Genomic DNA, 20,930 nt, shown 5'->3' on the forward strand with positions numbered 1-20,930 from the left:
CTCCATGAACGTCATCGTGCGCGAGATCCGTCCACAGGCCCGAGCCGATCTGGAGGGCTTCGCCGCCGTCAGACACGCCGCCCTCCCGTTCCATCTGATCACCGCGGACTCCCTCGCGTACGACCTGGCGCACTTCTCTCCGGCCGCCCGCTACCGTCCGCTCGTCGCCGAGGAGGACGGCGAGATCATCGGCTCCGCGCAGGTCGGCCTGATCCACGACAGCCCGGACCCGGGCCAGGGGTTCGTCAATGTGTACGTGCGCCCGGACCGCACCGGCCGCGGCGCCGGTGCGCTGCTGGTGCGTGCGGCGGAGGAGCACCTCGCGGCCCAGGGCGCGACCCGGCTGCTGTCCTGGGTGCTGGAGGGGCCCGGCAACCGGGCGTTCGCCGAGCGGCACGGCTATCGCGCGAGCCGGTCGGCGCACTTCCTGCGGCTGGACCTGGCGAACGGCACGCTGCCGCCGCCGCAGGACCCGCCGCCCGGCGTCGAACTGCGCACCGCCGCCGACTTCGCGGACGATCCGCGCGCGCTGTTCGCGCTGGACGCCGAGACCACGTCGGACGAGCCCAGCGACGCGGGCGCCGAACTCACCGACTACGAGGCCTGGCTGGCGGAGACCTGGCGGCATCCGCTCAACGACCTCGGACTGTCCGTCGTCGCGGTGGCCGACGGGCGCCCGGCGGCCTTCACCGCGGCCCGCACGGACGGCGCCCGCCGTTACGGCAGCGGAATGACCGGCACGGCCCGCGCACACCGCGGCCGGGGCCTGGCCAAGCTGGTGAAGAACCACTCGCTGCACCGCGCCCGCGCGGCCGGGTACACGCAGGCCTTCACGGGCAACGACACCGGCAACGACCCGATGCTGGCGATCAACAAGTGGTTCGGCTACCAGGTGTGCGCTACGGAGGTGCGTCATGTCCGCGAACTCGGCTGACCCCGCACGCGAGGTGGAGGTGGTCCTGCTCAAGGCGGGCCGCACGAAGATCCGTTACCCGGCGGCGCTGCTGTCCGACGACGGCACCCGCGTCACCGTCCGCGCCGCCTGGGCCGGGGAGGGGGTCCGCGACTTCGGCTTCGTCCGCTTCGAGCCCGGCGACGTGTTCACCGAGCACTACTGGCGCGACCGCTGGTACTCGGTGAAGGAGGTCCGGGCCGCCTCGGGCGGACTCAAGGGCTGGTACTGCGACGTCACCCGCCCCGCCGCCCTCACCGGGACCGAACTCGTCGTGGAGGACCTGGACCTGGACCTGTGGTGCTCCGCCGACGGCACGGACGTACGCCGTCTGGACGAGGACGAGTTCGAGGAGAGCGGCCTGGCGGCGAGGGACCCCCGGGCGGCGGCCGAGGCCGTGGCCGCCCTCGACGCCCTGGAGGCGTCGGCGAGGACGGCGGGCGGCCTGGAGGCGCTGCTCGGCTGACCCGTCACACGGTCGCCACCACCGCGTACCGCTCGTCGCTCACCGCTCTCCCCCACAGCGCGGCGTCGTCCGACAGCCGCTCCACCCGAAGCCCCGTGGCGACGGGGGCGAGGAGGGCGGTGAGCCTCGCGGCGGGGACGCCGACCGGGGCGAGCGTGCCCCACACGCCCTCCACCAGCACCATCCGGCCTCCCGGCCGCAGCAGCGAGCGCCACCGGCGCAGGGCGCGGCCGGGACGGGGCAGGGTCCACAGCACATGCCGGACGAGCACCACGTCGTAGAGCTGCTCCCCGACCGGCGGCTCGGCCGCGTCACCGGTCAGGAACGCCGCGTCACGCCCTGCAAGTTTGGTCCGGGCCCGCTCGACCATCGCTCGAGAGCTGTCGACCCCGGTCACCCGGTGTCCCTGCTCGGCGGCGAGCAGCGAGAGACTGCCCGTGCCGCAGCCTAGGTCGAGGAGGTCGGCCGGGGCCGGCGGAAGCCATTCGCGCAGGCGGCGGGCCCAGGCGAGGCGTACGTCCGGGTCGCGCAGGCCGTGGTCGGGTTCGTCGTCGAAGGCCGCAGCCTCGGCGTCCCAGTCGACACTCACCGTGATCGCACGGTCACGATTATCGGTCACCATCACAGAATGCCAGCAGCCACTGACAGTCCGGAGGGTGACGGGCGCCACTGACAGGGACGTCGCGATGAGGAACTCTCGGCGAAAGGGTCTACCGCCGTGACAACACGGGAATTCGGTAGGCACTGAAGGAGGCAGCCATGCGCCGAGAGACAGTGCGAAAGCCCCTGAAGCGGACGGAATCCCGCCGCGTTCGCGAGGAAGCCGAGGAACGGCCTACGGAGCGCCCGGAGGTCAGGAGAGACATCGCCCGGACCTGGTGGCCGGAAGGCCCGTGAGGAACCCCGGTCAGTCCAGCACCTTGCGGTAGTGGACGCGGGCGTACGGGCCGTCCACGCGGCGCCCCACGACCTCGTAACCGTACTTCGGGTAGATCTTCCGGTTCTCCCACATCATCACGTTCGTGTAGAGCCTGATCTCCCGCAGACCCAGCGCACGCGCGCGTGCCTCGACGAAACGCAGCAGCCGTCCGCCCACGCCCTGTCCATGGGTGTCCGGGTGGACGGCGATGCTGTCCAGGAACAAGTGGTCCTCGTACGCCTCCAGGACGACGAGACCGACGACGGGGTCGCCCGTCACGAACACCCTCCCCGCTGCCACGTCCGCCGCGTGGTCCGCCTCCATGGGCCGCGGCACCACCCCGATGCGCTCGATGTAGGGGCTGAAGGCGGCGTCGGTGACGGCCTTCACGGCCGGGACGTCGTCGGCCCCGGCGGGCCGGATCTCGTCGTGGTTCATGGCCCGAACGGTACGCACCTCATCGCAGCCTGAGCACTTCCTTAACGCCGCCATAAGGATCTCCGTCCGGGGCCGTACGCAGGCGATTTCCCGGGGTTGTGGGGCTAGCTTCTGATCGCCGCCCCCACTCGGAGGAGATCACCGATGCCCGCACGCCGCCTGAAGGCCGCCGCCACCGTCACCGCTCTCGGTGCGGTTCCGCTCGCCCTGACCGCGCTCACCGCCGCCCCCGCGGCCGCGCACGGCTCGATGGGCGACCCGGTCAGCCGGGTCGCCCAGTGCTACGCGGAGGGTCCGGAGAACCCTCGGTCGGCGGCCTGCAAGGCGGCTGTCGCGGCGGGCGGCACGCAGGCGCTCTACGACTGGAACGGCATCCGCATAGGCGACGCGGCCGGGCGCCACCAGGAGTTGATCCGCGACGGCGAGCTGTGCAGCGCCGACGGCGAGGAGTTCAAGGGCCTGGACCTGGCCCGCGCCGACTGGCCCGCCACGAGCGTGAACGCCGGCTCGTACACCTTCAAGTACCGTGTGACGGCCCCGCACCGCGGCACCTTCAAGGTCTATCTGACGAAGGCCGGTTACGACCCGACCAAGCCGCTGGCCTGGGGCGACCTGGACCTGGCCGACCCGGTGGCCACGGTGACGAACCCGGCCGCGTCGGGCGGCTTCTACACGTTCTCCGGCACGCTCCCTGAGCGCTCGGGCCGCCAACTGCTGTACGCCGTGTGGCAGCGCTCGGACAGCCCCGAGGCCTTCTACTCCTGCTCCGACGTCGACTTCGGCGGTTCCCGGACCGCCCCGTCGCAGCCCGCGCCGAGCGCCTCCGCGCCCTCCGAGCAGCAGATCGAGGACGGTGCCGACGAATCGACCGTGGAGAACCACGGCCACGGCGACGACGACGCGCACACCTCCGCCGAGCCCGTCGCCGACGGGCAGGACGCCGGGGGCACCCCGGGCGCCGAGGCCGCAGGAGACGACTCCGCGGCCAACGAGCCGAAGGCGGCCGGTGCCGGGGAGAAGGTCGCCGATGGCGGGCAGAATCTCGCCGAGACCGGCGGTGACTCGCGTACGGCGCTCATCGCGATGGGCGGGGCGGGCGCTCTCGCGCTGGGCTCGGCCGTGCTGTTCGCCACGGCGCGGCGGCGCACGGCGACCGCGGGCCGGCACGGGAACTGACCCGGCCGGCGGGTGCCGGGCAGCCGCCCGCGCACCGCACGATCTCCGGGGCCCGACCGGCGGCTCAGGCCGGTCAGGCCCCGGCGCACGTCAACTGAACACCGACGCGCAGGTGGTCGGGGTGGCACGCCCCGGGTCGAGCGCGTTGGCCACCTCGTGGAAGGCGATCCGGTCGACCAGCGCGATCGCCAGGTGCTCCGACAGATCGAGCGGACACAGGTCCTGGAGCAGTACGTTGCGCACGTTCGGCCCCTGCAGCCAGCCGCTGCCGTACGGCGTGACCACCTCGTCGTACTTGGTGGCGATGACGGTGTAGCGCACGCCGGGCACGGTGTCGCCGCCCTGGTTGAGCTTGGTCAGGAAGGGCGAGCCGGCGATCTGGTCGGCGAGGCCGGGCGTGGCGGCGGTGAGCAGGTCCCGGGCGCCGGGGAAGTACGGCAGCAGACGGGTCAGCCCGTTCAGGGTGGTGCCGTGGTTGTCGGGGGCGATGCCCACCAGGGCGTTCACCTCGGCCGCGCCACCGAGGAACTTGAGGTAGTAGCGGGGCATCATGCCGCCCTGCGAGTGCCCGACGAGGTCCGCCTCCGCCGCGCCGGTCGCCGCGAGCACCTTGTCGACAAAGGCGTTGAGCTGCTCCGCCGACTTGTCGATGGGGCCGAGCCCGTAGAAGAACGGGACGCCGGGCAGCTGGCCGTAGTCGAGGGAGAAGACGCAGTAGCCCCGGTGGGTCAGATAGGGGGCGAGACCCAGCCAGTTGTCGATGGAGTTGCCGAGCGTGCCGTGGACCAGGACGACGGGGCGGGGGTGGGCGGCGGACGGCTTGCAGCTGTAGTCGTTCCAGCCGCTGCTGGTGGTGGCGGCGCTCTCCGCGTGGGCCGCGGTGGCGGCGGGGACGGTGGCGACCGCGGCGGTCAGCAGCAGCGCGGAGACGGTTCTGAGCAGGCGCTTCCAGGGCAGCATCGGGTGATCTCCTTGCGGCTCAAGGGAATTGGCGACGGCCTTACGCCCTGTGATCCGGATCACGGGATGCTGTTCACTCGTCAAGTTACGAACGAGTAGTCAAAGAGGGAAGTTACGCGTCAGTAAAAACTTCCGGTGCTAATCAGCCTCCGGCGGCGCTCCAGTTGACACGAGCCATGTGGTGGCCCACCGCCCCCTCTCGTCCGGTTCCCGAGGGACGCCTGCCGGCCGGGGTGTGCGGGTTCGCTTGCGGCTGCGGGTTCGTCGTGGCCGTTCGCGCAGCTCCCGCGCCCCTGAACACCGCGGGTTCGCCCTGGTTGTTCGCACAGTTCCCGCGCCCTGAACACCACGGGCCCGTCGTGGCCGTTCGCGCAGCTCCCGCGCCCCTGAACACCGCGGGTTCGCCCTGGTTGTTCGCGCAGTTCCTCGCCCCGAGAGGGGCGGTTGCACCCCTGCGGCGGGCGGCCGCAGACCCAACGCAGCCCTGCGCCCCTGAGCACCGCCGGTTCGTCGTGGTGGTTCGCGCAGTTCCCCGCCCCCCGAGAGGGGCGGTTGCGCTCATGCGGCGGTAGCCGGAGAGCCGATACGGCCCCGCGCCCCTACCCGGGGCGCCGCCTCCGGTGGTCTGGAGGTGCGGATGGCTGACGGGAGCCACCTCACGCCCCCTTGGGCCAACTGACGTATACGAAGGGGGGTTGACAGCGACGCCCTTCTCAGGCGGCCCCGCTAAGCGCTCCCGGCATCACCGCCCATGTCGCCGAGGCGATGTCGGCGACATGGCCCGGTTGTGCGGCGAGCGCGTCCGGCTCGTCGGCGTCTGAGTATCCGGCCGCTCGGTCACCTGCTTCGACGTGCGAACGGCCCCACCCCGGGGACCGAGGTCCCGGGGGTGAGGCCGCCGGCCGGCGCGGAAGGGGCGGTCAGCCGATCTGGGTGCCCGTCGCCGACAGCGCCTCGGTCACCGGCTGGAAGAAGGTCTCCCCGCCGGAGGTGCAGTCGCCGCTGCCGCCCGAGGTCAGCCCGACCGCCTTGTCGCCCGAGAACAGCGAGCCGCCGCTGTCGCCCGGTTCGGCGCACACGTCGGTCTGGATGAGGCCGTTGACGATGTCGCCGTTGCCGTAGTTGACGGTGGCGTCCAGGCCGGTGACCTTGCCCGAGTGGACCTGGGTGGTCGAACCGCTGCGGGTGACCTCCATGCCGACGGTGGCGTCCGCCGCGCCGCTGATCGCCTGCGTGGAGCCGTTGTAGAGGTTCACCTCGCTCGGGTGGTCGACCCCGGCCGTGTACTTGACCAGGCCGTAGTCGTTGTCCGGGAAGCTGGACGTCTCGTTGGTGCCGATCTCCTTGCCGGAGGAGTCCGACCAGGTGGTGATGGACTCGGTGCAGTGGCCCGCGGTCAGGAAGAACGGCTCGCCGCCCTTGACCACGTTGAAGCCGAGCGAACAGCGGCCGCTGCCGTCGGTGATGGCGTCGCCGCCCGCGACGAAGGCCTTGAACTCACCCTTGGTGCGCTGGAGTTCGGCCGTCTGCCCGAGTCCCCGCACGACCTCGGTGAGCTGTGCCCACTCGGCGTCGGAGACGGTGCGGTCGGCGGTGACGACGACCTTGTTGGTCGTCGGGTCGGTCACCCAGGCGGTGCCCGGGATGGTCGCGTCCTGCAGGAGCGTGGTGCGGGCGCTCTTCAGTTCGGCGAGGGAGTTCTCGACGATCCGCGCCTTGGCGCCGGCTTCCTCGACGGCCTGCGCGGCAGCCTCGTCGAGGACGTTGACGACCAGGTTCTTCGCCCGGGCGTCGTAGTACGTGCCTGCCGCGTCGGCGCCGAGGTCCTGGCCGAGCAGCGTGGCGAGCTTTCCGGCCGCGGGTGCCGAGAGGGTCTTCGGCTGGACGGTGTCCGGGGACTCGCTGGCGTTCGCACTCTGGAAGGTGACACCCGCGACCACCAGTGCGGCGATACCCGCACCTGCCGCGGCAGCCCGCCGCCTGGGTATGCGTCGGTGCTTCAACTCATGTCCTCCTGTGGGGGGTCGGTCCGCGGGCCGTGGGGACCTCGGGGACCGGAAGGCCGGTTGACGGGCAGCTACTCTTCCGAACCTCACAGGGAGCACACAAGGTCGACTTCAGGACGCGCGTGCGGCAGCTGCCGTGCACCCCTGACCCCCTGCGCCCACCAGCACTTCCACGGCCACCCCACCGGGCGTTCACAGAACATTCGCACTGCAAACACTACGCGCGAGTAACTCGTGCCGGACCGTGAGGTCTAGGCCTGGCCTGATATCGACTCCACGGCGGCCGGGGGCGGTTGCCGCACCCCTCCGCGGGAACCCGGGGTCCCCCTCGGGCCCGCCCGGGGTGTGTACTTCGGAGGCGACGCGGGGACGGCCGCGACGGGGAGACGGAGGACACAGGTGGTCGACGGCGTACGGCTGCGGGACGGCCGATGGCTCACGGTCGAGGAGTACGGCGACCCCGGCGGCAGCCCGGTCGTGCTGCTGCACGGCACCCCGGGCTGCCGCTTCGGCGTGGTGCCGCAGGACGTCCTGGCCGCCCGCCCCGGGGTGCGGTTCATCGCCTACGACCGCCCCGGGTACGGAGGTTCGGACCGCAGGGCCGGGCGCCGGGTGGCCGACGCCGCCGGGGACGTGGCGGAACTGGCCGACCACCTCGGGCTCGGCCGGTTCGCCGTCCTCGGCCGCTCGGGCGGCGCCCCGCACGCCCTGGCCTGCGCCGCGCTGCTGCCCTCCCGGGTGCGGCGGGCGGCGGCGCTGGTGTCCCTGGCGCCACCGGACGCGCCGGACCTGAACTGGTTCGCCGGGATGACCCGTTCCAACGCCGAGGACTACACCCGGGCCCTCACCGACCCGCTCGCCTTCGCCGAACGGCTCGCCGCCCGAGCAGCGGACATCCGCAGCGACCCAGCGCAGCTCCTGGTGTCCCTGCGCGACGGGCTCACCGACTCCGACCGGCGGATCGTGGCCGACCCGGCCGTCACCGACATGCTGCTGCGCGGCTACCGCGAGGCCCTGCGCACCTCGGCGTACGGCTGGCTCGACGACAACCTCGCGCTGCTGAGCAGCTGGGGCTTCGACCCGGCCGTCATCACCCGGCCGGTCCTGCTGTGGCACGGCGCGCAGGACACCTTCTCCCCGGTGGGCCACTTCGGCTGGCTGGCCGACCGCATCCCGCGGGCCCGCCCCGTCCTGGACCCGGACGCCGGGCACTTCGGAGCGATCCCCGCCCTGCCCGCGGTACTGGACTGGCTCTGCCCGGAGCCGGCGTCGTCATGATCCGGGAAACGGATGCCGGGTCGCCGGCTGTCCGGCCTCCGGCGAAAACGCGCCGGGCTCGGCCTCCGGCGAAAGCGCGCCAGGCGTCGTCGGACCGGCTCAGGAACCCTCCGTCGGAGGGCCGGTGCGGGGCCGCTCGTTGCCGGCACCCCGCATGAGGTCCATCACCCGCTCATGGCTGTCGCCCACACCGTCGCCGACCCGCAGCCGCATCCGCAGCTGGTCGATCTCGTCGACGAAGCGCTCGCCGTAGGTCCCCGCCCGCATCGCGCCGACGCCGAGGGGGAACCCCGCGCCGGTCAGCCGCAGATAGTAGTCCTTGCCGGCGACCAGGCCGTGATCGGCGAGCGCCCGGAGCAGCCCGGCGTGGTCGGTCCACTCGGTGGGCAGGCCGCCGCGCGGCACGAAGCAGTAGTCCACCCGCTCCACCACCGAGGGCTGCGAGCCGCCGTTCAGCACGTCCACCCGCCACCCCGGCTCCCCGGGTCCGAGGTCCCCGTCCGTCCAGGAGGAGGTCCAGCCGAGGGCGGGCCGTACGGTCCGCCCGTACTGCGCCCGTCCGAACACGGCGGCGAGCGCCACCGCCAGCAGGCTGCCCAGCGGGTTCATGTCCATCAGCCGCAGCCGCCAGGGCCAGTCGCGGGCCAGGTCGCCGGTCACGTTGGAGCGGACGATCTCCCACAGCAGGATCAGCGTCAGCGCGATCAGCAGGACGAGCGGCGCCACGAACAGCAACGGGCTGCGCCGCACCCGCCGTTGCCGGTCGTCGAAGTCCACCCGTCGCCCCTCCCCCGTGAAAGCCGTGCCGGGACGATCATCTCCCCGCCCGCCACCGCTGACAACAGCGGGCCCCCGCGCGGCAGTCGGCGCGCGGGGGCCCGTCGTTCAGCGGTGAGCGGGGCGGTGCGGGATCAGAAGACGCTGACGCCGTACGCGCTCAGGGCCTCGGTGACCGGCTGGAAGAAGGTCGTCCCGCCGGAGGAGCAGTTGCCGCTGCCGCCGGAGGTCAGGCCGTAGGCCACACCGTTGCTGCCGTAGAGCGGGCCGCCGGAGTCGCCGGGCTCGGCGCAGACCGTGGTCTGGATCATGCCGTAGACGACGTCGCCGCCACCGTAGTTGACGGTCGCGTTGAGCGCGGTGACCCGTCCGGTGTGCGTACCGGTGGTGGAGCCGGTACGGATCACGTTGGTGCCCACGCTCGGGGTGGCGGCGCTGGTGATGTCCACGCTGCCCGCGGTCCCGGACTTGGTGATCGACGTGTTGCTGTAGCGGACGATCCCGTAGTCGTTGGTCGGGAAGCTCGATCCGGCCGTGGGGCCGAGGACCGTGGTACGGCCGGAGTTGGAGTACCAGGTGCCCGCGCCGTCGGTGCAGTGGCCCGCGGTCAGGAAGTAGTAGGTGCTGCCGCTGCGGACGTTGAAGCCCAGCGAACAGCGCCAGCTCGTCGCGTAGATGGCGTCGCCGCCCTTGATGAGCTTGTTGAACTTGCCCGGGGTGCGCTTGACGGTGATCGCGCCGGCGTCGGCCCCGGCCTGCTTCTTGATCTTCGCCAGCTCGGCCTGGGAGACCGTGCTGTCGGCGGTCAGCACGACACGGTTGGTCTTGGCGTCGACGGCCCAGGCGGTACCCGGGACATCCGCCTCGAGCACCGCGTCGGAGACGCCCTTGAGCTCGCTCGTGCTGAAGGTGGTGGCGCCGGACGCGTTCGCGTTGGGGATCGCGATCGCGGCAGCGGCCACGAGTCCGGCGGTGACGGCGGTCAGCCGGGTCCGTCTCGAAACGCCGCTGCGGGGAGTGGTGCGCTTGATCCTCACTTGTCGTTCCTCCACAAAGGAAGTCGGGGGCCCGCGTGGGGTCGGGGCCCGTGAGGCGCAGTCGGGGACAGCTTTCCGGATCCCGGAAATGCCGTGTCCCTGACAAGCGCTTGTTGAGGGGAGTATTCGGCCGCGCGACCGATCGGCGCAAGGGCACCTTTCGGCCGTGCGGCTTTCAACTGTCCCGCCGTCCACGCGCGTCCATCAGGGACAGGGCGGCCGCGGACCGGGCCGCCGGGGCACCCGGGGACCGGATCAGCGCAGGTTCCGCTCCCCCGCCGCGACCGCCGCACGCAGGGTGTTGCCGGGTGGCGGGAAGGGGCAGACGAAGTGGTCGGCGAAGGCGCAGGGCGGCAGCAGGGCGCGGTTGAGGTCGACCGTCGTACGGCCCTCGGCGTCCGGCGCCTCCGGCCGCAGGAACCGGAAGCGATGGCTGCTCACGCCGCTGGTGGCGTCGGCGAACACCGCCCACAGCGAACCGTCGCCCTCCACGCTCACCCGCAGCGTGAACTCCTCCCCGTCCAGCGCGAAGGACAGCTCACCGCCGAGCCCGAGGCCGCGCTCGCGCCCGTCCGCGTTCACCACCCGCACGGTCCGGTCCGTGCCGTACGGCGTGAAGCGCCCCGGCACCGCCCAGCGCGGGTCGTACGGCGTGGCCTCGATGCCCCGGAAGGCCCGCCTGGCCTCGGACTCCGGGTCGAAGTCCCTTATCCCCCACGCCCCTTCGCGCACCAGCACGACCAGCCTGCGGTCCCCCAGCGCGACCCGGGAGGCGGCCACCGCGCCGGTGTCGGCCGCCAGGCGCACCTCACCCGTGAGGAGTTCCCCGTCCACCGTCAGCCCGTCCGGCTCGGCGGCGGTCAGCACCACACCCTCCCCGTCGGCCCGCCAGGCCCCGGGAATGTCCGGAAGTCGACCCTCCGGATAGTCCTCCAGCCAATGGGTGCCCGTGAGCGAGAGCGGACCGTGGGGCGCCGCCACCGCCTCCAGGCGGTGTTCGTGCCACTGCTTCCAGTCGTGCGCCGCGTCCGTCGTCATGTGATCGACCTTTCCATGGTGTTCACGGAGTGCGGCAGGCCCAGGTGTTCGCGGAGCGTGCCGCCGGGATAGAAGGTGCGGAACAGTCCGCGGTGCTGGAGCAGTGCGACCGTGGCGTTGACGAACCGTTCCAGGTCGCGGGGCGGTTCGACCGGCGTGACATGGAACCCGTCGGCGGCGCCCTCGGTGTGCCAGAGGGCCATCAGCTCCGCGAGGTCGACGGGGCCGCCGCGGTAGAGCGGGCCCTGCGCGGTGTGCCGGGGGCCGCCCCCGCCGTGGCCGGGCTCGGCAGCGTGCTCGCCGCCGCCGAGGTCGATCCGCAGGCTCGCGAGGACACGCAGCGTGTCGGGGTCGCGCCCGGACTCGGCGGCGGCCCGGCGCAGTTCCCCGCGCGCGACGCGTGCCTGCGCCGGCCCGGCGGCCCGTACCAGCGCCACGTCGGCGTACCGGGCGGCGAACCCTGAGTCCCCCCGCCCCGGCCCGGCGTCGACGACGAGCACGGACGCCTCCGCCGTACGCCGGTACGGGTCCGGCACCTCGGCCGGCGGCCTCGCCCGCGCCTGCGGTTCCTCGACGAGCAGACCCGCGCGGCCGTACGCCGCCGCCCCCGTGGCGGCCTCGGCCACCAGCCCGATCCGGCCGGTGAGCGCGGCCGCGCGCGACAGCGCGGACGGCGCGTCCGGACCGGCGAGCGTCACGAAGTCCAGCCCGCCGCACTCGGCGAGCCGCACCGCCTCGGTACAGGCCTCCGCGCCGGGGTCCAGCGCGGCGGCCAGGTGGAGCATCCGTCGTCCGTACGGGGAGGTCATTCGGAAGAACCCTTTCGTCAGACAGTGAGACGCCCTGCTCGGCGGGCGTCCTGGACGGCATGCGGCCCCACCGGCCGGAGCCACGGAGATCCGTCAGAAGGGCCCTGCCGGCGCGGCCCGTCCTCCTACGCCACGGCCCGCCCGGCCGGCTCCGCCAGGAAGGCCAGCACCGACCGCGCGGTGGCGTCGTTCTGCCGGAACGCCGGGCCGCCGGTGCGCGGCCGGGTGAAGGCACCCGAGCCGCGGGCGTCGGTGTGCGGCCCGAGCGCGAACCGCCGCGGATGCGGGCGCCCGCCACGGTCCAGCACCCGGCCGTCGGCGGGGTCGACGGCCAGCAGCCCGTCCGGGGTGGCGGCCGCCCCTTCGTCGTACAGCTCCCGCAGCAGCGGGTCCCGCGCCCGCTCCACGGTCGGCTGCGGCAGCCGCGCCTCGACCAGCGCGCGGGCCTCGGTCACCACACCGGGCACCGTGGGACTGGACGCCCGGAACACCCCGCCCTCGGCGGTCACCGTCATGTCCGCGCCGACGAACCGCAGCACCCCGGCCCGCGACAGCGCGAGCATCTGCCGCAGCCGGGGGCCGGGCGGCCCGGAGGCGAGGTAGCTGAAGAAGCCGTGCCACCAGCCGCCGATGTCGCCGAGGCGCACCAACTGGCCGTAGACCGAGAGCAGCCCGAGGAAGACGGACTGGTCGGGGCTGTGCCGCGGGTCGTGCCGCCGTGCCAGGTCCCGCTCGACGTGGTCGCGCAGCGCCTGCTGGAAGTCCTCTGCCGAGGTGTACGACAGGCCGTCGAGCGGGCGGTCCAGGGCCGCGAGGTCCAGCCGGTCGGCGGGGTCGGGCACCGCGGACGCCACCAGCGCCGCGCGCCCGGCGGGGTCCGCGGCCGCGTACGCCGCCTCGAAGCCGGACCAGGGCAGGGCGGTGCGCTCGGGGTGCGTGGTGAACAGCCGGTGGTAGTGGGCGAAACCCAACTCCTTCTCCACCAGCGGCCACACATCGCGGCGGAAGTCGAAGCCCTGCGGCCGGGCGAGCAGTTCGTCGGTCTGCGCCGGGCCCAGGAAGCGGGGCAGCGGCGGGCGTTCACCGGTCCAGCCGTAACCGATCTTGGAGCGGTACGGCACCCCGCGCCGCGATCCGGCGTACAGCACGGGTTCATGTCCCGAGGGCAGATAGGTGTCGCCCTCGTACCGTCCGCCGCGCCCTTCGGTGAGCAGCACCATCAGGTCGACGAAGGCGAGCCCGAAGCCGCGCACCAGGACGGGTTCGCCGGCCGGGAGCGCGGACAGGTCGCTGTCGGCGGTGAAGTCGGGCGGCAGATGGACCAGGCCGTGACGCTCGGCGTACGCGCCGAGCTCACGCTGCTCGTCGTCGGGTTCGGCGTCGAGATGGCCGAGCGCGAGGACGACCAGGTCGGCGAGGAGCGGGCGCGGGCGGTCCTCCAGCCACACCTGCTGGCGGCCCTCGCGCGAGCCGCTCACCCGCAGGGCGCGCCGGGGATGGTGGTGCACCCGTACCTGCGGGGGCAGTTCGGCGACCGCCCGTTCGTACACCCAGCGCAGATAGGCGCCCTGGAGCCGTCGGCCGGAGAAGGTCCGCCCGTCGATGCCCGCCCATTCGTGCAGGGTGGGCCCCTCGCGCACCGGGCCGGCCATGTTCACCGTGTCGTCGGTGAACATGGTGATGTCCTCGGCGTGCGAGTTCATCCACAGCAGCGGCGACTGCGCCTCGCGCCAGATCCGCCCGGCGCCCGGCGGGTGCGGGTCGACGAGATGGATGTCGAGCCCGGAACCGGTGTACAGCAGCGGCGCGTTGGCGGCGATACGCTCCAGCACTCCGGTGCCCCGCGGCCCGGCGCCCACGATCACCAGCGAGGATCTCATCGGGAGACCCCCGGGCGACGGTCGTGGCGGCCGGAGCCGGCGGCGGGACCCGGCGGAAGGAGGGCGGCGGCTGTCCGGTGACGCGGCACGATCCGCGGCGCGGCCGCGGCGTCCTCGGGGTGGTCGGCCGCCGTGGGGACTTGGGCGAGGGTGTCGGAAGGCATGCGAAGGCTCCATGGCGCGACGGATGGGTTCCTTCACACGGCGGCGCCCTACGGCGCGACACGGCCGAGCCCCTCAGCAGGGCCGTCCGCCGAGACTACGGGGCCGTTTCCCCTCGTTGTCAAGGCTGTCCGGAGTGTGAGCACTACGTCTCACCGTGGTTGACGCATCATCGGCGAGCTGTTCCACTTGCCCCATGCATCCACAGCAGTGGCTGGTCACGCGCTCCCACATCGACTTCGGTCGAGTGTGGTCCTGTTCCTGTTGAGCCGACCCCCTGCCGCCCGCGTCCGACGCGGGGCTCATCCACCTGAGGCGGGACGCGTCACGCGTTCCCCGCTCACGCCTTCACACACGCGCGCCCCTCCCCTCACTCCGCGTTCCTCGCCCTCAGCAGTTGCAGCCGCAGTCGCACCCGCTGCAACCGCAGTCCTCACCACAGCAGTTGCAGCATTCACAGCAGTCGCAGCAGTTGGAACAGTCGCAGTTGGAGCACAGCCCGTCCTTGGGCTGACGCGTCCACGGGTCCTCGTACGTGCCGCAGCACATCTGGCAGGTGCAGGCGAGCCCGGCCCACACCGCGCACCCGGCCAGCAGTCCACGCCGGTCGCGGTGCGGCGGCTGCGGCGGCAGGGGCGCGCCCGGACCGCCGGGCGGCCCGTAGGGTCCCGACGGCGGCGGCCCGTACAGCGAGGGCCCGTGCGCGCAGGCGACGGTCCCGAAGGCGCGGTCGACGGAGGCCGCCAACTCGTGCACGAGCAGCCGATGGGCCAGCTTGCCGTCGCTGAACTCGGCCTCCCGCAGCGCCAGCCGGATGCCGTGCACGGCGTCGTCGGCGAGCCGCCGGGCCTCGTCCAGCGAGGTCCCCGTCGCCGCGAGCGGGTTCCACGCGCCGGACGCGGCGTCGGCCTCCCGGTCCTCCACCGCGTCCAGCAGATGCGCGAGACGCCCGAACAGCCGCCCCGCCTCGGCGAGCGGCCCGGCGTTGCCCGGCCGCCCGGCGAGTACGGCGGTGTGCGCGAAGGCGGCCGCCGTGGCGGTCTCGGTCGGCTCGGTGACGGTGAGGATCGGGGTGCCGGGCCCGGCCAGCGTCTCCAGCCCGGTCTGCCGGTCCACGGCGTCGACGAGCACGGCGGTGTCGAAGCCGACCGCCGAACCGCTGCGGGCTCCCGCCCGTCCCCAGCTCGCGGCGACCCGGCGCGCGGCGACGGCCACGGGGGCCCGCGCCAGCAGTCCGTCCCCGTCGGCCATGTGGTCGCGCACCTTGGCCGAGGCGAGCACCAGCGACACGGCGGCCGCGAGCCGGGCGCCCTCGCCCTGGGCCACGGAGGCGGTGCGCATACCGCGCAGCGGACAGGGCCCGGCCGTGCGCCGCCAGCCCTCGGCCCGCTCGCGAGGCGCCTGAGCCTCCGTCAGAACCGAGACCAGCAAACCGTCGTAATTCGTGACAATCCGGGCGAACTGCCCATGGTCCTTGCGCAGCGCCAGGCACAGCCCGCACAAGTGGGCCATCCACTGGGTCTTCAGCCGTTCACCGAGGCGATGACGGCATGGCCTGACGATTCCGAACACGACGATCCCCCGTGATGCGTACGGCGTTTGACGCGGCGTCGACAACGAGCCGAGTCGCCCGATCGTATCGGCCGATCGTCGGGCCGCGGGGGCCTCCCCCGGGACGGTCCGTTCACCCGTACGCCCCGTCATTCACTCGTGTGCCGTGAAGAATCATATTTCACTCACAGTCAGCAGCCATATGCGTCACGACCCTTGGGGGAACAGGGCTCTCGACGGATCGGCTGTGCACCAGTACCGTCACAAACCCCCCGCGCGGCGTCTATCCACTTGGCGCTTCGTCCGCATCATGGATGACCATAGGGATTGCGGAAAGCAGAAGAAGACCGCTGTGAGAGGAGGCGTCCATGGGATCGGTGCGCAAGGCGAGTGCGTGGCTCGGCCTCGTCGACGACAACGATGACGAGCGCTACTACGACGACGACACCTACGAGGGGAACGACTCCGCGGACGCCTGGGTCACGGACCCGCGGGTGAAGGTGGCCACGGACACGGCCGAGGAGAAGGGCCGCCGGATCGGCACGGTCACCCCGGACAGCTTCCGGGACGCCCGCGCCATCGGCGAACTGTTCCGGGAAGGCGTCCCGGTCATCATGAATCTCACGGCCATGGAGCCGTCCGACGCCAAGCGCGTCGTCGACTTCGCGGCCGGCCTGATCTTCGGGCTGCGCGGCTCGATCGAGCGGGTGTCCACCCGGGTGTTCCTGCTGACCCCGGCCAACACGGAGATCGTCAGCGGCGAACCGGCCGCGCACCGGGGCGACGGTTTCTTCAACCAGAGCTGAGGCAGGGCCGTTCACACCGGCCCTGCCCCCGCTCGGGGGTTCACCGGAAGGCGTCGAGGCCGGTGAGCGCCTTCCCCAGCACGAGCTGATGCATCTCGACGGTGCCCTCGTAGGTGAGGACCGACTCCAGGTTGGTCGCGTGCCGCATCACGGGGTACTCCAGCGAGATCCCGTTGGCCCCGAGGATCGTCCGGGCCGTACGGCAGATCTCGATCGCTTCCCTCACGTTGTTGAGCTTGCCGAAGCTGACCTGCTCGGGACGCAGGCGGCCGGCATCCATACGCCTTCCCAGGTGGTGGGCGAGCAGAATCCCCTTGTGCAGTTCGACCGCCATGTCGGCGAGCTTGGCCTGGGTCAGCTGGAACCCGCCGATCGGCCGCCCGAACTGCTCCCTCGACTTCGCGTACTCGACCGCGGCCTCGAAGCTCGACCTGGCCGCGCCCATCGCGCCCCACACGATGCCGTAGCGGGCGTGCGAGAGGCAGCTGAGCGGGCCGCGCAGCCCCGTGCCCTCCGGCAGCACGGCGTCGGCGGGCAGCCGCACGTCGTCCATGACCAGTTCGCTGGTGACGGACGCCCGCAGCGACCACTTGTGCTTGATCTCGGGCGCGGAGAACCCGGGGCTGTCGGTCGGTACGACGAAACCGCGGATGCCGTCCTCGGTCTGCGCCCACACCACGGCGACCCCGGCGACGGTTCCGTTGGTGATCCACATCTTGCGGCCGTTCAGCACCCAGTCGGTGCCGTCCCGCTTGGCGTGGGTCCGCATGGAGGCCGGGTCGGAACCCACGTCGGGCTCGGTCAGCCCGAAGCATCCGATGACCTCACCGGCGGCCATCCGCGGCAGCCAGGTCCGCTTCTGCTCCTCGCTGCCGAAGCGGTGGACGGCGTACATCGCGAGCGAGCCCTGCACGGAGACCAGGGAGCGGATGCCGGAGTCGGCGGCCTCCAGTTCCAGACAGGCCAGTCCGTACTGCACGGCGGTCGCCCCGGCGCACCCGTACCCCTGGAGGGACATCCCGAGCGCCCCGATGCCGCCCAGCTCCTTGGCCAGCTCCCGGATCTGCGGCAGTTCCCCCCGCTCGTACCAGTCGGCGACGTACGGGAGCACCCGCTCCGAGGCCCACCGCCGCACGGTGTCCCGCACGGCGAGATCCTCGGCATCCAGCAGGTCGTCGATCCCCAGCGGATCGGCCGGATCGAACGCAGGCAACTTCGAGGACACGGCAACACCTTCCGACGCGGGAAACTAGCACCGCTAACAACAGCGACGGCCAGACGCTACGACGCCCGTGGAGGGACGTCCACCCCGGCTCGCGGAACGCAGAACCACCGACAGACAGCCGCCGACGCACATCAAGCCCCACGAGAGGGCCGGGCATCCCGAGAAACAACCACGGGCGGTGCGGGCGGGAAACACGACACCCACGGGCGGAAGGCCGACAACGACGAGCAGCCCCGCGGGGCTCACGCCGAGACCCGGGTCTCCGCAACACCCCGAGGCGCGGGCAGCTCCACATCGACCTCGACCGCCTCGCACTGCATGATCCGCGGCAGCCGCAGCGCCATCACCGCCCCGGCCAGCAACAACGCCGCGCTGACCAGCAGAGTCACATGCAGCCCGTGCACGAACGAGTCCCGCGCGACCCGCCGCAGCGTGTCCCCCGCGTCCCCGCCGAGCCGCCCCGCCACCGCATACGCCTCCCCCAGCGAATGCCCGGCCGAGGCGGAGGCCGACCCGGGCACCCCGGGAACGGAGGCCACCCCGGGCGCGTAGGCCGCGTTCATCACGGACCCCAGCAGCGCGATACCGATGCCCGCGCCCAGCTGGTACGAGGTCTCGCCGATCGCCGCGGCCCCGCCCGCCTGCTCGGCCGGCGCCTCGCTCAGCATCGACTCGTACGCCCCGAACAGCGTCGTCTCCAGCCCGAACCCGAGCAGCACGAACCCGGCCAGCAGCAGCCCCGCGTTGTCCGAGCGCCCCATCCCGAGCAGCACCAGCACGGCCGCCGCCGTCATGCAGAACCCCGCGCACACCATCCGCCGCGGCCCGAACCGCCGCAGCATCCGCGCCCCGAACAGCCCCGCGGCCATCGCCGCGACGGTGAGCGGCAGCAGCCGCAGCCCGGTCTCCAGCGGCGACAGCCCGAGGACGAGCTGGAGGTACTGCGCCGCGATCAGCTCCAGGCCGACCAGCGCGAGCATCGCGAGGACGATGCACCCCACCGACGTGCTGAAGGCGGGGCGCGCGAACATCCGCAGATCCACCAGCGGATGCGCCCGGCGGCGCTGCCGCCGTACGAAGAGGGTCAGCAGTACGGCGCCGACCACGAGCGGTACCAGCGTGAACACGCTGCTCACGGCCTCCCCGCCGCCGAGCCGCTTCACGCCGAGGACCACACCGAAGAGTCCGACGGCGGCCATGAGCGCGCCGACCACGTCCCAGGGACCGCGCCCGTCACCGGTCGACTCGGGGAGCAGCATCCGCCCGACGGGCAGACAGACGAGCATCAGGGGGATGTTCACCAGGAAGACCGAGCCCCACCAGAAGTGCTCCAGGAGGAAACCGCCGAGCAGCGGGCCGACGGCCGCGCCGACCGCCGCCACCGCGCTCCAGATGCCGATCGCGAGCGCCCGCTCCCGCCGGTCGGGGAAGACCTGGCGCAGGATCGACAGCGTCGCCGGCATGATCATCGCGCCGCCGACGCCGAGCAGCGCCCGCGCGAGGATCAGCACCTGTGGATCGGACGCGAAGGCGGCGAGCGCGGAGGCGACCCCGAACAGGGCGTAGCCGAGCAGGAGAATGCGTCTGCGGCCCACGCGGTCACCGAGCGTGCCGAAGAGGATCAGCAGCGAGGCGCAGACGAGCGGATAGGTGTCGACGATCCAGAGCAGTTCTATGGCACCGGGCTGGAGGTCCTCCGTGACGGCGGGCACCGCCACGTGCAGCACGGTCGCGTCCACCGCGACGAGCAGCAGGCTGGCGCAGAGGACCACGAGGACGACCCAGCGGTTGGCACCGGCCCCGGTCGGCCGACGGCGTACGAGCAGCGCAGCCGTGGTCGTCCTGGACATGTACGTACCTCCCAGAAGTCCCTCGCGTACGGCGGGCTCACAGGGTGGGGACTCCCCGTGACGACGGCCGGAGCGGAGCGGCAGCCCCGGCCCGCGCAAACGGATACGCGAGATCCGTCAGCGTACGCGAGTTCGCGCCTCGGTCGCGTGGCGGAACTCTCACCCGTGTCCCGGAAGAGTGTGGCGTACGCCACTCCTCGCGCCTTGTTCCACGTCAGCGGGGGCGGGGTGGTTCCCGGCGCACCGGATAATCGAGCCCGTGACCGATCTTGACACGCACGTGGCACCGGCCCCCTCGGCCCTGCGGCGGGCGGCCCCGGCCCTTCTCGGGTACGCGGCCGTGCGCGCGCTGGGCCTGATCGTGCTGGTCGTCTGGAGCGCCGCGCGGGACAAGAGCGCGCACACCCTGCTGACGGCCCGCTGGGACTCGCTCTGGTACACCCGCGTGGCCGAGCTGGGCTACGGCTACGAGGTGCGGCTGCCGAACGGCGACGTGCACTCCAACCTGGCGTTCTTCCCGCTGCTGCCCTGGCTGGAGCGCGGTCTGCACGCGGTGAGCCCGCTGTCGTACGCCGATGCCGGGCTCGTCGTGTCCCTGCTCGCCTCGCTCGCCGCGGCGTGGGGTGTCTTCGCGGTGGCCGACCATGTGTACGGGCGCCGGGCCGGGGTGTGCGCGGTGCTGCTGTGGGCGGTGCTGCCGGTCGGGATCGTACAGTCGATGGCCTACAGCGAGTCACTGTTCACCGCGCTCGCGGCCTGGTCGCTGTACGCGGTGCTGACCGGCCGCTGGATCACCGCGGGCACGCTGGCCGCGCTGGCGGGTCTGACCCGCCCGGTGGGCCTGGCGGTGGTCGCGGCGGTGTGGGCGGCGGGCATCGCCTCCTTCGTGCGCGAGTCCCGTGAGTCCGGGCAGCCGACGGGCGGCGGGGCCCGCGGGTCCTCTTTCGCGTGGCCTCGGAGCGGGGCCGTCCGCCCCCGCGCGCGGGACGCCTCGCACGCCCCCGCGCCCGTGCCCGCCGACGGCGCGCCGGGATGGCGGCGCGCCCTGGGCCTGCTGCTCGCGCCCCTGGGCGCCGCCGGTTACGTGCTGTGGGTCGGCCATCGCACCGGCAAGGGCCCGCTCGGCTATCTGGACGTCCAGGCGGGCTGGCGCAACGGCTTCGACGGCGGCTACGCCTTCGCGCGTTTCGTCGCGGAGAAGTTCACCTCGGTCCCGGGCGCGTTCGCGGGTCTCGCGCTGATCGCGGGCGTCGCACTGGTGATCCGGCTGTACGTCGTGGGCGTGAGACAGGGCCAGCCGCTGCCGCTGCTGGTGTACACGGGCGTGGTCACGGCGCTCGCGCTGTGCGCGTCGAGCTACTTCGGCTCGAAGCCGCGGCTGCTGATGCCGGCGTTCCCGCTGCTGCTGCCGCTCGCCCTGGCCCTGGCCCGGGCCCGTCCACGCAGGTCGGCGGCGGTGCTCGCGGCGGTGGCCGGGGCCTCGGCGGTCTACGGGGCGTTCTGGCTGAACGGGTCCGGCCCGCCCTGACCACCCGCACACGCCCGGTGAATTCCGCACCATGCCCCGGTGAACGAATTCGTAAGGGCGGCAAAACCAGAT

General features: G+C 72.8%; 19 protein-coding genes. 6 read left to right on the forward strand and 13 right to left on the reverse strand.

Annotation, left to right across the window (positions count from 1 at the left end; genetic code table 11):
• Positions 1–4: 4 nt before the first annotated feature.
• Together ACFYR0_RS13740 and ACFYR0_RS13745 are read left to right on the forward strand one after the other, a co-directional pair.
• A complete protein-coding gene (locus tag ACFYR0_RS13740; RefSeq protein ID WP_389326105.1) occupies positions 5–934 on the forward strand; it encodes a GNAT family N-acetyltransferase in 930 nt (309 codons plus the stop codon).
• Entirely contained in the window at positions 915–1,418 is a 504-nt protein-coding gene (locus ACFYR0_RS13745; protein WP_389326108.1) for a DUF402 domain-containing protein, read from the forward strand. Before ACFYR0_RS13740 ends, ACFYR0_RS13745 begins: the two co-directional genes overlap by 20 nt.
• A 4-nt stretch (positions 1,419–1,422) precedes the next feature.
• On the opposite strand, the gene ACFYR0_RS13750 is transcribed toward ACFYR0_RS13745, so the two are convergent.
• Both ACFYR0_RS13750 and ACFYR0_RS13755 read right to left on the reverse strand, forming a co-directional pair.
• On the reverse strand, positions 1,423–2,040 hold the full coding sequence (locus ACFYR0_RS13750; RefSeq protein ID WP_389326111.1) for a class I SAM-dependent methyltransferase: 618 nt from the start codon (positions 2,038–2,040) through the stop codon (positions 1,423–1,425).
• A gap of 285 nt (positions 2,041–2,325) precedes the next feature.
• Positions 2,326–2,775, reverse strand: coding sequence for a GNAT family N-acetyltransferase (locus tag ACFYR0_RS13755; RefSeq protein ID WP_389326114.1), 450 nt, complete (start codon positions 2,773–2,775; stop codon positions 2,326–2,328).
• A 144-nt stretch (positions 2,776–2,919) separates the two neighbouring features.
• Between ACFYR0_RS13755 and ACFYR0_RS13760 the strand changes: the two genes are divergently transcribed.
• The gene (locus tag ACFYR0_RS13760; protein WP_389326116.1) at positions 2,920–3,951 is read left to right on the forward strand and encodes a lytic polysaccharide monooxygenase; all 1,032 of its coding nucleotides are present in this window, start codon (positions 2,920–2,922) and stop codon (positions 3,949–3,951) included.
• A 90-nt stretch (positions 3,952–4,041) separates the two neighbouring features.
• Here ACFYR0_RS13760 and ACFYR0_RS13765 read toward each other — a convergent pair whose 3' ends face one another.
• Both ACFYR0_RS13765 and ACFYR0_RS13770 read right to left on the reverse strand, forming a co-directional pair.
• Entirely contained in the window at positions 4,042–4,911 is an 870-nt protein-coding gene (locus ACFYR0_RS13765; RefSeq protein ID WP_389326119.1) for an esterase/lipase family protein, read from the reverse strand.
• A 920-nt stretch (positions 4,912–5,831) separates the two neighbouring features.
• A complete protein-coding gene (locus tag ACFYR0_RS13770; RefSeq protein WP_389326121.1) occupies positions 5,832–6,914 on the reverse strand; it encodes a S1 family peptidase in 1,083 nt (360 codons plus the stop codon).
• A gap of 402 nt (positions 6,915–7,316) precedes the next feature.
• On the opposite strand from ACFYR0_RS13770, the gene ACFYR0_RS13775 reads away from it, so the two are divergent.
• The gene (locus ACFYR0_RS13775; protein WP_389326123.1) at positions 7,317–8,195 is read left to right on the forward strand and encodes an alpha/beta fold hydrolase; all 879 of its coding nucleotides are present in this window, start codon (positions 7,317–7,319) and stop codon (positions 8,193–8,195) included.
• A gap of 99 nt (positions 8,196–8,294) precedes the next feature.
• Here the strand turns inward: ACFYR0_RS13775 and ACFYR0_RS13780 are convergent, their stop codons facing one another.
• The 7 genes from ACFYR0_RS13780 to ACFYR0_RS13810 all read right to left on the reverse strand — a co-directional run bounded on the left by ACFYR0_RS13780 (position 8,295) and on the right by ACFYR0_RS13810 (position 15,470).
• Entirely contained in the window at positions 8,295–8,972 is a 678-nt protein-coding gene (locus tag ACFYR0_RS13780) for a hypothetical protein (RefSeq protein ID WP_389326126.1), read from the reverse strand.
• Between the two features lie 134 nt (positions 8,973–9,106).
• Complete coding sequence (locus tag ACFYR0_RS13785; protein ID WP_389326129.1) at positions 9,107–10,009, reverse strand: S1 family peptidase; 903 nt, start codon at positions 10,007–10,009, stop codon at positions 9,107–9,109.
• A gap of 255 nt (positions 10,010–10,264) precedes the next feature.
• Entirely contained in the window at positions 10,265–11,047 is a 783-nt protein-coding gene (locus ACFYR0_RS13790) for a DUF1684 domain-containing protein (protein WP_389326132.1), read from the reverse strand.
• On the reverse strand, positions 11,044–11,856 hold the full coding sequence (locus tag ACFYR0_RS13795) for an FMNH2-dependent monooxygenase (protein ID WP_389326135.1): 813 nt from the start codon (positions 11,854–11,856) through the stop codon (positions 11,044–11,046). Before ACFYR0_RS13795 ends, ACFYR0_RS13790 begins: the two co-directional genes overlap by 4 nt.
• A gap of 125 nt (positions 11,857–11,981) precedes the next feature.
• Positions 11,982–13,736, reverse strand: a complete 1,755-nt coding sequence (locus ACFYR0_RS13800; RefSeq protein WP_389326138.1) for an FAD/NAD(P)-binding protein — start codon at positions 13,734–13,736, stop codon at positions 11,982–11,984.
• Positions 13,733–13,900 (reverse strand): hypothetical protein, encoded by a 168-nt coding sequence (locus ACFYR0_RS13805; protein WP_389326141.1) that lies wholly within the window; start codon positions 13,898–13,900, stop codon positions 13,733–13,735. The genes ACFYR0_RS13800 and ACFYR0_RS13805 overlap by 4 nt, the downstream gene beginning before the upstream one ends.
• Positions 13,901–14,288: 388 nt before the next feature.
• On the reverse strand, positions 14,289–15,470 hold the full coding sequence (locus ACFYR0_RS13810) for a DUF5685 family protein (protein WP_389326144.1): 1,182 nt from the start codon (positions 15,468–15,470) through the stop codon (positions 14,289–14,291).
• Positions 15,471–15,817: 347 nt separating this feature from the next.
• Between ACFYR0_RS13810 and ACFYR0_RS13815 the strand changes: the two genes are divergently transcribed.
• Complete coding sequence (locus tag ACFYR0_RS13815) at positions 15,818–16,255, forward strand: cell division protein SepF (protein WP_386376974.1); 438 nt, start codon at positions 15,818–15,820, stop codon at positions 16,253–16,255.
• A gap of 40 nt (positions 16,256–16,295) precedes the next feature.
• Here the strand turns inward: ACFYR0_RS13815 and ACFYR0_RS13820 are convergent, their stop codons facing one another.
• Positions 16,296–17,468 (reverse strand): acyl-CoA dehydrogenase family protein, encoded by a 1,173-nt coding sequence (locus ACFYR0_RS13820; protein ID WP_389326287.1) that lies wholly within the window; start codon positions 17,466–17,468, stop codon positions 16,296–16,298.
• A gap of 254 nt (positions 17,469–17,722) precedes the next feature.
• Complete coding sequence (locus ACFYR0_RS13825; RefSeq protein ID WP_389326147.1) at positions 17,723–19,330, reverse strand: MFS transporter; 1,608 nt, start codon at positions 19,328–19,330, stop codon at positions 17,723–17,725.
• A 259-nt stretch (positions 19,331–19,589) separates the two neighbouring features.
• Between ACFYR0_RS13825 and ACFYR0_RS13830 the strand changes: the two genes are divergently transcribed.
• Positions 19,590–20,858 carry a mannosyltransferase family protein gene (locus ACFYR0_RS13830; RefSeq protein WP_389326150.1) on the forward strand — a complete coding sequence of 423 codons (1,269 nt, stop codon included), beginning with the start codon at positions 19,590–19,592 and terminating at the stop codon, positions 20,856–20,858.
• Positions 20,859–20,930 lie beyond the last annotated feature (72 nt).

Origin of the sequence: Streptomyces sp. NPDC005017 (assembly GCF_042873115.1) — a bacterium.
Classification (GTDB): Bacteria; Actinomycetota; Actinomycetes; order Streptomycetales; family Streptomycetaceae; genus Streptomyces.

Coding starts and splice junctions, on each gene's coding strand:
- ACFYR0_RS13790 (WP_389326132.1), bottom strand. CDS start 11,047: ATGACGACGGACGCGGCGCACGACTGGAAGCAGTGGCACGAACACCGC.
- ACFYR0_RS13765 (WP_389326119.1), bottom strand. CDS start 4,911: ATGCTGCCCTGGAAGCGCCTGCTCAGAACCGTCTCCGCGCTGCTGCTG.
- ACFYR0_RS13760 (WP_389326116.1), top strand. CDS start 2,920: ATGCCCGCACGCCGCCTGAAGGCCGCCGCCACCGTCACCGCTCTCGGT.
- ACFYR0_RS13745 (WP_389326108.1), top strand. CDS start 915: ATGTCCGCGAACTCGGCTGACCCCGCACGCGAGGTGGAGGTGGTCCTG.
- ACFYR0_RS13750 (WP_389326111.1), bottom strand. CDS start 2,040: ATGGTGACCGATAATCGTGACCGTGCGATCACGGTGAGTGTCGACTGG.
- ACFYR0_RS13740 (WP_389326105.1), top strand. CDS start 5: ATGAACGTCATCGTGCGCGAGATCCGTCCACAGGCCCGAGCCGATCTG.
- ACFYR0_RS13805 (WP_389326141.1), bottom strand. CDS start 13,900: ATGCCTTCCGACACCCTCGCCCAAGTCCCCACGGCGGCCGACCACCCC.
- ACFYR0_RS13795 (WP_389326135.1), bottom strand. CDS start 11,856: ATGACCTCCCCGTACGGACGACGGATGCTCCACCTGGCCGCCGCGCTG.
- ACFYR0_RS13800 (WP_389326138.1), bottom strand. CDS start 13,736: ATGAGATCCTCGCTGGTGATCGTGGGCGCCGGGCCGCGGGGCACCGGA.
- ACFYR0_RS13755 (WP_389326114.1), bottom strand. CDS start 2,775: ATGAACCACGACGAGATCCGGCCCGCCGGGGCCGACGACGTCCCGGCC.
- ACFYR0_RS13825 (WP_389326147.1), bottom strand. CDS start 19,330: ATGTCCAGGACGACCACGGCTGCGCTGCTCGTACGCCGTCGGCCGACC.
- ACFYR0_RS13815 (WP_386376974.1), top strand. CDS start 15,818: ATGGGATCGGTGCGCAAGGCGAGTGCGTGGCTCGGCCTCGTCGACGAC.